The sequence below is a fragment of the Thermatribacter velox genome, from assembly GCF_038396615.1.
Taxonomy (GTDB): Bacteria; Atribacterota; Atribacteria; order Atribacterales; family Thermatribacteraceae; genus Thermatribacter; species Thermatribacter velox.
The window spans coordinates 921,300-933,815 of sequence record NZ_CP121689.1; the positions used below are offsets into that span (position 1 = coordinate 921,300).

At 44.8% G+C, this 12,516-nt stretch carries 15 protein-coding genes and 1 tRNA gene; 8 read left to right on the forward strand and 8 right to left on the reverse strand.

All coding sequences use genetic code 11. The features are described 5' to 3' along the window. Window positions 1-3: 3 nt before the first annotated feature. The 5 genes from QBE54_RS04605 to QBE54_RS04625 form a co-directional block, all read right to left on the reverse strand. Window positions 4-234, reverse strand: a complete 231-nt coding sequence (locus QBE54_RS04605) for a F0F1 ATP synthase subunit delta (RefSeq protein WP_369019175.1) — start codon at window positions 232-234, stop codon at window positions 4-6. Then, window positions 224-739: a F0F1 ATP synthase subunit B gene (atpF, locus tag QBE54_RS04610; protein WP_369019176.1), complete on the reverse strand. Its 516-nt coding sequence runs from the start codon at window positions 737-739 to the stop codon at window positions 224-226. Before atpF ends, QBE54_RS04605 begins: the two co-directional genes overlap by 11 nt. 10 nt (window positions 740-749) lie before the next feature. Further along, window positions 750-1,016 carry an ATP synthase F0 subunit C gene (atpE, locus tag QBE54_RS04615; protein ID WP_369019177.1) on the reverse strand — a complete coding sequence of 89 codons (267 nt, stop codon included), beginning with the start codon at window positions 1,014-1,016 and terminating at the stop codon, window positions 750-752. A 36-nt stretch (window positions 1,017-1,052) separates the two neighbouring features. Further along, a complete protein-coding gene (locus tag QBE54_RS04620; protein ID WP_369019178.1) occupies window positions 1,053-1,718 on the reverse strand; it encodes a F0F1 ATP synthase subunit A in 666 nt (221 codons plus the stop codon). A gap of 267 nt (window positions 1,719-1,985) precedes the next feature. Continuing rightward, window positions 1,986-2,255 (reverse strand): AtpZ/AtpI family protein, encoded by a 270-nt coding sequence (locus QBE54_RS04625; protein ID WP_369019179.1) that lies wholly within the window; start codon window positions 2,253-2,255, stop codon window positions 1,986-1,988. A gap of 63 nt (window positions 2,256-2,318) precedes the next feature. Between QBE54_RS04625 and QBE54_RS04630 the strand changes: the two genes are divergently transcribed. The 5 genes from QBE54_RS04630 (at window position 2,319) to QBE54_RS04650 (ending at window position 5,576) form a co-directional block, all read left to right on the forward strand. Further along, window positions 2,319-2,393 (forward strand) — tRNA-Gly (locus tag QBE54_RS04630). Between the two features lie 215 nt (window positions 2,394-2,608). Continuing rightward, window positions 2,609-2,920 carry a PadR family transcriptional regulator gene (locus QBE54_RS04635; protein ID WP_369019180.1) on the forward strand — a complete coding sequence of 104 codons (312 nt, stop codon included), beginning with the start codon at window positions 2,609-2,611 and terminating at the stop codon, window positions 2,918-2,920. Further along, window positions 2,913-4,073 carry an MFS transporter gene (locus QBE54_RS04640; RefSeq protein WP_369019181.1) on the forward strand — a complete coding sequence of 387 codons (1,161 nt, stop codon included), beginning with the start codon at window positions 2,913-2,915 and terminating at the stop codon, window positions 4,071-4,073. Before QBE54_RS04635 ends, QBE54_RS04640 begins: the two co-directional genes overlap by 8 nt. A gap of 81 nt (window positions 4,074-4,154) precedes the next feature. After that, window positions 4,155-4,661, forward strand: coding sequence for an ECF transporter S component (locus QBE54_RS04645; RefSeq protein WP_369019182.1), 507 nt, complete (start codon window positions 4,155-4,157; stop codon window positions 4,659-4,661). 45 nt (window positions 4,662-4,706) lie between these two features. Next, complete coding sequence (locus QBE54_RS04650) at window positions 4,707-5,576, forward strand: hypothetical protein (RefSeq protein ID WP_369019183.1); 870 nt, start codon at window positions 4,707-4,709, stop codon at window positions 5,574-5,576. Here QBE54_RS04650 and QBE54_RS04655 read toward each other — a convergent pair. Together QBE54_RS04655 and QBE54_RS04660 are read right to left on the reverse strand one after the other, a co-directional pair. Next, window positions 5,564-6,925 carry a phosphomannomutase/phosphoglucomutase gene (locus QBE54_RS04655; protein WP_369019184.1) on the reverse strand — a complete coding sequence of 454 codons (1,362 nt, stop codon included), beginning with the start codon at window positions 6,923-6,925 and terminating at the stop codon, window positions 5,564-5,566. The two genes, QBE54_RS04650 and QBE54_RS04655, sit on opposite strands and share 13 nt — an antisense overlap. Further along, the gene (locus tag QBE54_RS04660; protein WP_369019185.1) at window positions 6,918-7,889 is read right to left on the reverse strand and encodes an NAD-dependent epimerase/dehydratase family protein; all 972 of its coding nucleotides are present in this window, start codon (window positions 7,887-7,889) and stop codon (window positions 6,918-6,920) included. The genes QBE54_RS04655 and QBE54_RS04660 overlap by 8 nt, the downstream gene beginning before the upstream one ends. A 176-nt stretch (window positions 7,890-8,065) precedes the next feature. Here QBE54_RS04660 and QBE54_RS04665 point away from each other — a divergent pair, with 176 nt between their 5' ends. Genes QBE54_RS04665 through QBE54_RS04675 form a run of 3 tightly spaced genes read left to right on the forward strand, consistent with a single transcriptional unit; the run spans window position 8,066 to window position 11,534 of the window. Next, complete coding sequence (locus tag QBE54_RS04665) at window positions 8,066-9,019, forward strand: class II fructose-bisphosphate aldolase (protein ID WP_369019186.1); 954 nt, start codon at window positions 8,066-8,068, stop codon at window positions 9,017-9,019. After that, window positions 9,020-10,963 (forward strand): FAD-dependent oxidoreductase, encoded by a 1,944-nt coding sequence (locus QBE54_RS04670; RefSeq protein ID WP_369019187.1) that lies wholly within the window; start codon window positions 9,020-9,022, stop codon window positions 10,961-10,963. Between the two features lie 28 nt (window positions 10,964-10,991). Continuing rightward, entirely contained in the window at window positions 10,992-11,534 is a 543-nt protein-coding gene (locus QBE54_RS04675; RefSeq protein ID WP_369019188.1) for a manganese efflux pump MntP family protein, read from the forward strand. Window positions 11,535-11,587: 53 nt separating this feature from the next. Here the strand turns inward: QBE54_RS04675 and QBE54_RS04680 are convergent, their stop codons facing one another. After that, window positions 11,588-12,481 (reverse strand): homocysteine S-methyltransferase family protein, encoded by an 894-nt coding sequence (locus tag QBE54_RS04680; protein ID WP_369019189.1) that lies wholly within the window; start codon window positions 12,479-12,481, stop codon window positions 11,588-11,590. Window positions 12,482-12,516 lie beyond the last annotated feature (35 nt).

Genomic DNA, 12,516 nt, shown 5'->3' on the forward strand with positions numbered 1-12,516 from the left:
AACTTACAATAGCTCCTTCTTTAGCTTTTCCAGCTGAGTTTTGAGGCTACAATCAATGTAAAGATCTCGCCACATAATAATTACTCCCCCGATTAAAGAAGGGTCAACTTTTTCCTTTATTTTAAGATGGGTGTCACCAGCAAAAGGAGCGAGTTTCTGGAAGATAATTTGCTTTTGCCTTGCGGTAAGAGGAAAGGGAGTTATCACCTTTACTATTTCTTTTTTACTTTTCATGGGCTATACTCAGTCGGGATTCTATTCTATTTAACGCAGCGTCAAGCAGTTCGTCGATCAAGCGTTCCTGTATTTGTGGTGTAATGTGTTCCTGGAGAATTTTACCAGCTATAGCTATAGCAATTTCCGCTATTTCTTCTCGTAATTCCTTGTGTAATCTTTCGATTTCTTTTTGGGCTCTGGTTTCGTATTCTCTTTTAATCTTTTCTGCTTCCTGATATGCTTCTTCAATAATAGTAGCTTTCATCTGCAGAGCTTCTTGATTAGCTCTCTCCAGGGCTTCTTTGTATCTTTGCTGAATGGAGCGCTCTTCTTCCTCATACTTTTCTTTTAATTTTCTCAGTTCCTCGCGAGTTTTTTCTATTTCTTCCAGTTCGCTGCGTATTTTCTGAGAACGTCTGTCCAGCGCTCTTAAAACGGGTTTGAAGAGAAAACGAACCAGTAGGAAAACTAGAACTATAAAATTGATAATCTGAAAAATCAGGCTACGATCTACCTGTAACATTGATAACCTTTTACTTGAAAACGTATTTTATAAGTGGATTGGCAAAAAGCAGTATCAGGGAAACCACCAGCACGTAAATGGCCAGTGATTCAAGCAGTGCCAGTCCCACAAATAGAGTTCTGCTGATTTCATTGGTTGCCTCCGGTTGACGGGCTATGCCCTCCAGAGCTTTGCTACAGGCTTTTCCTTGCCCCAGAGCTGGAAAAATAACCCCGATGGCGATGGAAAAACCAGCAGTGAAAACGGTGACGCATAGAAACAATATTTCTCCCTGCATCGTAATCCCCCTTTCAGATTGAAAAAAAATTTATCACTAATGACCCGCTTTTTCAACCGAAGCGCTCAGATACACTACAGTAAGTATCGTAAATATATAGGCCTGAATGATTCCGGTGAAAATACTGAAAAGCATCATCGGCACCGGTAAAAAGAGTGGTGCCAGCATGAAGAGAATAGCAATGATAATTTCTTCCCCCAGGATATTTCCAAAAAGTCGCAGGGCCAGAGAAAGAGTGCGAGTTATTTCACCTATTATGTGGAAAGGAGCAAGGATTGGGGATGGAGAAATATAGGTCTTGAGGTAATTCCGCAGGCCCTGATTGCGAATCCCGTAATAAGGAACGGCAAAAAAGACTATCAGAGCAAGAGCCAGGGTGGTATTGAAATTACCTGTTGGTGCTTGCAGGCCAGGCACCAAATTGGCAAGATTGGAGGTTCCAATGAAAAGAGCAAGGGTTCCTACCAGAGGTAAAAACTGTCTGCCATATCCCGGAGACATTCCTTCGATGAGATTGAGAATCGCTTCCACAAATAACTCGACGACGTTTTGTAGTCTTCCTGGAACAAGGGTCATTTTTCTGGTGAGCAATATTGAACCCACTACCAGGAAGGCCATTACCAGCCAAGTAGCAATTACGGTTTTGGTAACCGGAAGAACCCATATCCAGAAAATGACATGGGGGTTTAGCAATTCCTCCACGGGTTAATCTCCTTAAACAAAAATTTTGCGTAGAACCATAGAGAAAAGGCGTAGCTAACCGGGAACAAAACTGCAAGGAGGAATACGTTTACGCGCAGAGAAGATATCAGGAACCAAAAGAGCAGAGCAAATACACTCCATCTTAAAAGTTTGCCTCTCACAGAGGGCGAGCTTTTCTTTAAAATCATCCTCTTAACTTCTAAAAAAAGCAGAGAAAGTATTATATTGGCTAAAACCATGTTTCCTGCTAAAGCCGTGAGGAGCTGTCTAATCATTTTTGCGATCGGTAGCCTCTCTTTTTTTATCGCCTTTGCGGCTTTCTCGCATCAAGAAGTCGTATAAATTGTAAAAACCCAGGCAGGCGCCCAGAGCTAATAAGGACAGGGTCCAGGAGAAACCCAGGGGATATTTCCTGTCAAGGTATTGACCCAGAAAGAGCCCGAACAATATAGGCGCCACACTCATCCAGGAAATATCCCAGATTTGCCCCACGCTTTTCCAGAAATTGCTGCTATTATCAAAGGACCCTCTTCTCATAAGAATAATTATAATCGACTATTGAAAAATTCAAACGTTCTGGTTATTATAATAAATCAAGGAGCGGAAATAGCTCAGGGGTAGAGCATCGGCTTCCCAAGCCGAGGGTCGCGGGTTCGAATCCCGTTTTCCGCTCCAATTTTTTATTTTTGGGATTTTTCAGCCTATTTTAACCTCCTTCAAAAGTCATTCTCTTCCCCAAATCCGTTGCTCATAAAGAGAGGGTCTGGAAGATCGGGGGGAGTATTCAAAAAGTATGCTTTTCCTTGACACAAAATGAGCTTCTTTCTAAAATTAGATATCGAATTTCGATATCGAGATTGGGAAGGAGTGTTACTTTTGAAAAAAGACCCTTGAAGGAACTGTTCCGGGGCTTTATGAGAATACACATCCTTTATCACGCCGGCAATGAAACTATTTACGGGGTGTGGATGATGAGCGAACTTAAAAAACACGGATATGAGGTAAGCCCGGGTACTCTTTATCCCCTCCTTCATAATATGGAAAAAGAAGGTTTGCTTAAAAGTCGCAAAGAGGTACACGAAGGCAGGGTAAGGAAATATTACAGGATCACCAGCCAGGGGAAAGAAGTTTTAAAAAAGGCCCGGGAAAAAGTTAAAGAATTAGCACAGGAAATCCTCAGGGAGGATAAAAGCTATGGATAGAAGAAAGGCGTTTGGATTCGTTATTCTGCTTGGTCTGGTAAGCCTTTTTGGGGATGTAACTTATGAAGGTGCCCGCAGTATCATGGGTCCCTTCCTCCGTCATCTTGGAGCGGGAGCTGCAGTGGTCGGTTTTGCAGCCGGTGTGGGAGAATTTACGGGTTACGGACTGAGAATCGTTTCCGGATTGCTGAGCGACAGGACGAAAAAATACTGGTTTTTTGTTATTTTGGGTTACTGTGTAAACCTTCTGGCAGTTCCGCTGCTTGCAGTTGCCGGGAACTGGGAAATAGCAATCTTTCTACTCATTCTTGAACGCTTTGGAAAAGCACTCAGGACTCCTGCAAGGGATGCTATGCTTTCAGGGGCTGCTGAGCAGTTTGGATTAGGATGGGGTTTTGGTTTACACGAAGCTATGGACCAGATTGGTGCAGTGTCCGGTCCTCTTCTGGTTGCCTTTTTACTGGCTACGAAGGGGAGTTATCGCCTGTCACTTGCTTTTCTCGCCATACCTGCTTTACTGGCTCTGTCCTTTTTGGTGCTGGCAAAAGGTTTTTACCCTGCTTCTCGAGAGCTTGCGGTAAAAAAATTATCGGTTGCCACTCACGGTTTGAGTTCTCCTTATTGGCTGTATCTTGTGGCAGTAATGTTGGTAGCTATAGGTTTTGCGGATTACCCCTTGATAGCCTTTCATATTAAAAACCAAGCGATATTGGGGGAATCTCTGATACCTGTACTCTATGCATATGCAATGGGCGTTGATGCTTTCAGCGCATTGTTTTTTGGGTGGCTCTTCGATAGGAGAGGTTTTCAGGCTTTGTTGGGAGCTGTTTTCTTATCCACACTCTTTGCTCCCTTCGCCTTTTCATCAGGTTGGTCCCTGATTGTGCTTGGCATGACCCTTTGGGGAATAGGTATGGGAGCTCAGGAGTCCATAATGAGGGCTACCGTTGCTCGTATGGCTCCTTCTGAAAGGAGGAGTTCTGCTTACGGAATATTTTTTGCTGCATACGGTCTTGCCTGGTTTGCGGGGTCCTGGGCTATGGGTTTTCTTTACGAAAAGAATATCCTTTACCTGGTTCTTTTCTCGGTTGTTGCTCAACTTTTTGCCGCTTTAATTCTCCTTAAAGTGAAAGGTGTTCTACAGCAAACGTAATCAAACTTTAAGCTTGGGAACAAGTGAGGGAAGTCATGCTATAATTAAAAAGCAGCCCAGACAGGGGAGGATGGTGAAGCCTTGAAAGAAAGCACAAAAGGAATGGTTTATGCAGCCCTGGCTACTGCTTGTGTGACTGTGGTTACCATGAGCTTGCAGGTGCCCGTTCCACAAACCAGGGGTTATATCAACTTGGGAGATGCAGCTATCATGGTCTTTGCTTTGCTTCTGGGTAGAAAGTGGGGAGCTGTAGCTGGTGGAGTGGGCTCAGCCCTTGCTGACGTACTCACTGGATATGCTCATTGGGCTCCTTTTACACTGATAATCAAGGGTCTCGAAGGCTTCATCGCAGGTCATGCTACTCACCGAAACAAAGGATTACCTATTCAGTTTTTATTTCTTTTACTTGCAGGCTGTGAAATGGTCGCTGGTTATTTTGTGAGTGAAGTAGCAATGTATGGTTTAGGGGCAGCACTTGCTGAGCTTCCCGGCAACTTCTTACAGGCAGGTAGTGCGGTGATAATTGCGCCTCTGCTGGTTACAGCAATTTTGAAAACCGAGAAAGCGTTGATGCATCACCGCACCTGAACCTCTCGGTTTTTTGCTAACTTTATCAGTAAGGAGGGGAGAATATTGAAAAGTTTTCTGCTTTGGAGTTTATTGTGTGTTGTGGCTCTAATTGGCGCAGGTTGTTCAGGAGGAACATCCGTCTCGCCTCAAAGTGAGGAAGGGTTGCCATCCGGTCTTCGCAGCTTGCTTGACGAGGCTCTCGCTAATTTCAATCAGTACTATGGGAATATTGGCACTGCTCTTTCCTACAGCTATCTGGGAACCATTAGAGATGTTGCACAGAAGCAGGAAGTGATAGCTGAGATTACCGATCCATTAATGGCCAGAGTTCCCAAAATTACTTTTGAAGATACGCTGTTTTCGGGGAACATTGTTTCCCTACAGAATGAAACCATTTCTCAGACAGAACTCAACGAGTGGCGAAATCTGGTTAGTTCGCTTATTGGAGTAGGAATGCACTTGGTGAGGATTTACTGGCGAGCTAATGGTGAAGATTTTTCCACACTCTGTGTGGCCACTGCCGAAGACATTGTTTACGATAACATTCTTTCCAACATGGTGATCGTAGAGGGACAGGAACAGAAACTTCGCTGTTTAGACTATACCATTTACTGGCTCTGGGGTGGAGAGCGGGGGAAAATAATTGCTGAAGTAACTGCTTCCTGTGATGGAGTCATTAACTGTGGCCGTCACTGCAGTGCATCCATGACTCTGGGAGAAGCTCGCATCAACTGCCGAACTCGTGTCCAGGGCAATTGCTGTGTACTCGAATACAGCTTTGCCTGGGCTACACCACTGGTTCAGATTTCAGTAAGTACCGATGAGTTTACTCTCCGTACTTCTGGACTGGGTTCTTCAGGAGAAGGAAATGGTAATTGCAGTGACTGCTGTGAGCAGGACTTCGAAGAAGGCCCTCCTACTCACGTGGAGTAAATTTTTTCAAGCACCACTTTCTCTACTTTGGGAAATTTAAAAAGGAAACGGTGAACAAGCTCCCTGAGGTGCTCGGGTGAGGTAGCCTCAAAACGTAACGTATAAACTGGCTCGGTTACTGAGTTGCGAAGCATTGCCCAGCCGTCAGACCAGAGGGCTTTTACTCCATCAATGGTAATTAATTCAGCTTCTGAAGAAGAGATGGTCTCCAGAATCTTTTCTACCAGGTGTTCTTCAAGATCTCTGGGTATTCGAATATCTGGTGTAACATGGGGTTCGGGATACAGGGCGAGAACTTCGGAAAGTAATGTTTCCTGTCTTGAAAGCAGGGCACTGAAAAGAGCCGCAGCATAGAGACCATCATCCCTACCAAGATTTCCAAAAAAATAATGGCCACTGATTTCACCGCCCATGAAAGCTCCTTCTTCTATCAGTCTTCTTTTGATATAGGCATGGCCTGAGCGTTCAGGGAGAGGGTGGCAGTTCTTTTTCTCAAGTTCTTGAGGAACAATATTGGAACATTTCAGGTCGTAAACAAAGGCACTTCCTGAAGGAACAAAATTGCGTATAAAGAAAATCATGCTGTGTTCAGCTTGTACAAACCTTCCCTGTTCGTCGACAAAAACCACTCGGTCGCCGTCGCCGTCAAAGGCGATTCCCAGGTTTGCCCTATGGCTGCGGACCATTTCAGAAAGTTTTTGTAAATTTTGTGGTAAGGCCGGGTTGGGCGAACGATTGGGAAAGGCACCGTTGCGATCGCAAAAGAGCTCAATTACCTGGTGTCCAAACCCCCGGAGGAATCTGGTTGCTATTCCAGAGTAACAACCATTTCCACAATCAACAACCATTTTCAGGGGTCTGGCTGGCGCAGGAAGCCTTTCTAAAAGATAGGAAAAATACAGTTTCTCCCAATCTTCATTCGTAGCGAGCAGTTCACCTTTGGCCCTTTTGAGGTTTTTTCCTTCTGTAACCAGCTTTGCAATTTTTTGAATATCCTCCGGACGGGGTGGCATTTTTCCAAAAGCAAGCTTTATTCCATTGTACTGTGGGGGGTTGTGGGAAGCGGTTACCATAAGACCTCCAGAAGCAGCGGTGGTTTCTACAATGAAGTAAAAAAGCGGAGTGGGAACTATTCCCACGTCGATAACTTTCAAACCACCTACAACCAGGCCTTCTATGAGAGCTTTTTTCAAGGGGGGCGTACTTAAGCGTACATCCCCACCCACCACTATCACACTTTGCGGCTCAAAGAAAAAAGCAAAAGCCTTGCCTATCTTGCGAGCCAGATTTTCGTTGATTTCCTCGGGATAAATACCTCTGATATCGCACTCTTTAAATATGCTACTCATTGTTTTTGACCTTTAACACTCCCTGTTGCAAAAGGTAATTGGTAGCATCGATAATCGCTTGCTCTGGAGAATAGGCTGGCTGGAAGCTCAAAAGCTTTCGAGCCTTTTCTATCGACATGCAACAGCCCTGACGTACATGATAGTAAGCCTCTTCGGGAAAGCCAAATTGCTCCGTATATTCTTCGAGCTGAATGCACCTGAAGCGCAGTTCTTTTCCAAAAAGCGAAGCGAAAAACACGCCCATCCCGTAGAAAGTCATGGCATGTGAAGCCCCACAATTAAAGCTTTCACCAATTGCTTTTTTTCTATATTTCAGAGCTTTTACAAACAGCTGAGCGACATCGAAAGGATGAACATGGTGCAGGATTGAAAATCCTCCATCAAGCAAAAAGATTTCTTCGCCATTAATGATTTTCTGCAGTGTTTCCGGGTTGTGGTCACCAAAGGGAGTAACCAGAGTTTTGCCAGCACCGGTTATGTGTCCAGGATGAATCAGGACCGCAGGGAATTTCCCTGCACGACAGGCCTGAAGCAGTTTCTCTTCTATCAGTGCTTTTTTTCGAGCATAGTCATTTAGGGGATTGCGAGGATGGGTTTCTTCAACTGGTACTTTTTGCACGGGACCATATACCCAGGCCGTACCGCAGGAAAGGAGTAAGGCATCACTTCCTGAAAGAAGTTCAATCAGGTAGTCAGCGCTTTGAGGTTCAAAGCAAATCAAATCAATGATTGCTTCCGGCTGGTATTTCTTGATAACCTCCTGCAATCGGCCATTCTGTTCATCTTGAGAACGGTCAATGATTTCAGTGTGAACCCTTGAGAAAAGAAAGTTCCGAGGGAAAGGCTGCGTCAATCCTCTGGTCAAAACAACCACTTCATAACCTTCGCTTACAAGCATTGGTACCAGAAAGCTTCCTATATGGCCGGTACCACCAATCACTAAAACTCTGCCTTTTTTTATCATCTTTTTGATCCTCTGCACATATTTGGATTTTCTCTATTATATAAAGCTCCAGCTTTTGATACAATGATTGCTGGGAGGACTTTTTTAGGAAAAAGTCGCTGACCATATCTCTGGTGTATCGGCGTTCACGCTTCCTGCAAGATACATCAAAATCAGAAAAGGGGTGTTTTCAAAAAATGCAACAAGAATGGAAAGAAATTCTAAAAGCAGCTTCGATTGGTAGGATTATGGAAGCAGCTTATCGGGAACATGTCCTGGTTCCTGCTTTCAACATTGCTTACCTTCCAATGGTGAAAACTATATTTGATGTCCTGAAAGAAACCTGCACTTTTGCTTTGCTGGAAGTATCCCGTCCTGATATTATGCGTTTTGGTGCTGAAAGCTTTAAAGCGGTCAAAGAAGAATATGCTCGCTGGGAAGACCCTTCTCTGGCTCGTTTGCACCAGGACCATGTTCCGGTCATTGATGAAGAAGGGAATCTGGTAAACTGGAAAGAACTTATTCAGGAAGCGCTTCTTCTTGGCTATCATTCAGTAATGATCGATGGTTCCCGCTTGCCTTTCCAGGAAAACGTTCGGGTTACTCAGGAAGTAGTTTCTATGGCTCACCCCCGGGGAGTATGTGTGGAAGCCGAGCTTGGAGCCGTCTTGGGGCACGAGAAAGGGCCCTTGCCTCCCTATGAAGAGCTTTTTGCTTCAGGAAAGGGTTTCACTTCTCCTGAAGATGCGGAAAAATTTGTCAAGGTAACAGGGGTGGATTGGCTTTCAATAGCAATAGGCAATATTCACGGTGCAATAAGTGGAGCCGCAAAAGACCAGAAGAAGGTGGAAGCACGCCTCAACATAGAGTGGCTGAAGGAAATAGCCAGACGTACCCAGATACCCCTGGTTTTACATGGAGGCTCGGGCATTAGAAAAGAGTACGTTCAGGAAGCAATTCGCAATGGCATCACCAAAATCAACGTGGGAACAGAAATTCGTCAAGCTTATGAAAAAGGCTTAAAAGAAGGTGGTAATATAGAAAGCGCTCGGAGCATTTTGAAAGATAAGCTATTTGAATTGATAGAAGAGTATTATGAAATACAAGGCACAGCCCTCAAGTTGGCTGAAGCCCTTAAGGAGGTTTCTTAAATGAAGTACCCTAATCTTTTTTCACCACTGACGATTAAAAAAGTAGAACTCAGAAATCGGATTATAATGCCACCTATGGCTACTAACCTGGGTAGTGCTTTTGGGGAAGTGACTCCAGAACTTATAGAGTATTATCGCCTTAGAGCAGCAGGCGGAGTGGGACTTATTATTATCGAAAATGCGCAGGTAGATATGTACCAGGGAAGGAGCTTAACTTCTCAAATAGCTGTAGACGACGACAAGTTCCTGGCAGGATTAAAAGCTCTCGCTGAGGCAATACACGTTGAGGGAGCAAAAACTTTTTTGCAAATTCAGCACGGAGGACGGCAATGTACACCTTCGACAACCTCTGGTCTCCAGCCAGTAGCTCCATCTCCTATTGCCTGCAAATTTCTCGGTGTGGAGCCAAGAGAGCTAAGCACAGATGAAATTAAATCTCTTGTTGACAAATTTGTTCAAGCTGCCTTGAGAGCAAAGCTGGCAGGTTTTGATGGGGTGGAAATTCATGCCGCGCACGGCTACCTGATCAACGAGTTTCTATCTCCCTACACCAATAAGCGTTCCGATGAGTATGGAGGAAGTTTCGAAAACAGGTTGCGCTTTCTTGACGAGATAATCGACGGTATAAGGCAGCTGACCGGAGAAGATTTTGTGGTAGGAGTACGTCTTAGCGTTGACGAGTTTGTGCCGGGAGGAATTGATCTTGAACAGGGTAAAGCTATTGCCAAACACCTTGAAGAAAAAGGGATTGATTACCTTAGCGTAAGCTGTGGAATATACGAGTCGGTTAGTACTATTATAGAACCGGTAAACTATGAAGAAGGCTGGCGAGTTTATTTGGCCGAAGCCCTTAAGAAAGAGGTTTCTTTACCAATTATAACGGTTGGAGTTATAAGGCATCCTGAATTTGCAGAAAAAATTCTTGCCGAGGGCAAGGCGGATCTTGTGGCGATAGGAAGAGGCTTGATAGCAGACCCGGAGTGGCCCAACAAAGCGTTTCGAGGAGAAGAGGAATATATTAACTACTGCATAAGCTGTAATGTAGGATGTATAGGAGAGCTGTTTGCCAACGGTAAGGTTCACTGTGCAATAAACCCCTGGGCAGGAAGAGAATTTTATTGGGGCAAGCAGGATCTGGCTACCTGCTCTAAAAAGGTAGTGGTTGTTGGTGGCGGTCCAGCTGGAATGGAAGCAGCAATGCTCTGTGCTCAACGGGGGCACGAGGTTGTTTTAATAGAGAAGGAAGAAAGACTTGGTGGTCAACTTCTCCTGGCAGCCACTGCACCAGGCAAAGATAAAATCCGCTGGTTCCTCCAGTACCTGGAGAAAATGCTTCAGAAGCTTAAAGTCCGGGTAATTACCGGCGAAGAGGCTACTCCTGACAAGATTCTGGCTATGGAACCTGATGTGGTTTTTGTTGCGACGGGTGGTGAGCCCATAATCCCCGAATTTTCGCAACTGGAAGCCGCCATCAGCACCACAGCCTGGGATGTTTTAAAGGGTAAAATCACTCCTTCTAAGAAGGAAGTAGCGGTTATAGGCGGAGGTATGGTAGGTTGTGAAACTGCCCTTTATCTTTCGGACCTGGATAACAAAGTGTACCTCTTGGAAATGCTGCCTCAACTTGCTCAGGACGCAGAAATTATAACCCGCATAGAGCTTTTGAAGGAACTCAATGAAAGAGGTAACATCACCATCATGAGCAATACCAAATGCATGGATGTGATTGGAGGGAGGGTAGTGTACCTCTGCGAAGCCGATCCCCAAACATCTGAATTGCATGTTGATTACCTGGTTTTTGCTCTGGGCACTCGACCAAGAAGGGAGCTCTTTGAAGCGTTGAAAGGAAGGATCAACGAAGTATACCTTATAGGTGATGCAAGAAGTCCTCGCAAAATTTATCACGCAGTTTTGGAGGCGGCAAATTTTGCACGCCAGGTGTGAATAAATCGGACCCCAAGGTGCATGCATTGTGTTAGAGGTCTTTGTAGTCGCCTTTGGATTAGGGCTCGATGCTTTTTCACTTTCCCTGGTGTTTGGGATGTGCCAGAAGGTATGTCCTCTGGGAGCAAAGTTACGTCTTTCACTTTCTTTTGGGGCATTCCAGTTTGGAATGCCCATCCTGGGTTTTTTTGCTGGGACTACAACCCTGCACTATGTCTCAAGTTTTGATCACTTAGTGGCTTTTCTCATTTTACTTTTTGTGGGTATTAAAATGTTTTGGGAAGGTTTAAAAAACAAGCCTGAAGAGAATGTGGATTTCAGCAAGGGAATACCACTGCTTTTAGCTTCTCTGGCTACCAGCATTGATGCCCTGGCAGTGGGATTTTCCTTTGCGTTTATGGGAAATGCCATATACGTGCGTGCTCTGATTATAGGGGTGGTATGCGCATTGATGAGCTACCTTGCGGTGTCATTGGGGCATCGCTTCGGTAAGGCTTTCATCCCTCATCCCGAACTCCTGGGTGGAGTGGCTATCGTAGCAGTGGGAGTTAAAATTCTGCTGCAAGGGTAGTGGTAGTTACCCTTGCAGCAGCCCGGTGTGGCTTGTCCCTTTTATTTTTCTATTCAACTTCTTTTTGAAGCGGAATAGTCGTCAACTGTTTTTCGAATAGCTTTTATATGCTCAGCCGTGGTACCACAACAGCCTCCGATTATATTCACTGGCACTTTGATTAGTTCCTGAGTTACCTGGGCAAAGTCCTGAGGAGTTTCAGTATATAGAATTTTATCTCCCTCGACCCGAGGTATCCCTGCGTTAGGTTTGCAGGAAATAAAGCCCTCCTGGTAATGTTTGCGCAATTCTTGCACGAGAAAAAGCATTTCATGGATGCCGGTTCCGCAATTGGAACCAATGGCCGCTACGGGTAAATCCTGCAAGGTAAAGGATACTCTTTGGGGGGTTTCACCCATCAACGTGGTGAAGGTGCCATCTCCTCGCTTTTGAAAGGTTAAACTGACTATGATTTCAGCCTTCAACTCCAGAGCCACTTCCGCAGCGATTAAAGCTTCCTGTAAAGAAGAAAAAGTTTCCAAGTGAAAAATTGTAATACCTTCTTCTCTCAAAATTTCCATCTGCTCCCTGAAAGTATCCCTGGCTTTTTCTTTGGTCAGGTCACCAAAAGGCTCCAAAAACTCTCCCAAGGGACCTATTGAGGAAGCAAGTAGAACGTTTTCTCTAAGAGCTTCTTTTGCAATTTGCACTGCTTTTTGGTTAATAATCTTTATCCTATCTTCGAGTCCGTGCCTTTTAAGCTGCAAGCGGTTCGAACCAAAAGTATTGGTTTGAATCATATCTGACCCAGCTTCTACATAACTTATGTGTACAGCCAGAACCTCTTCAGGATGCGAAATGTTCCACTCATCTGGTGGATGTCCAGCTTTAAGACCCCTTTCCTGGAGGCGAGTGCCCATCGCACCATCGAAAACAACAATTCCTTTTTCCAACCTTTCGCACAGCATATTTTTCCTCCTTATTGTCTTAGTTGCCCTTTCAA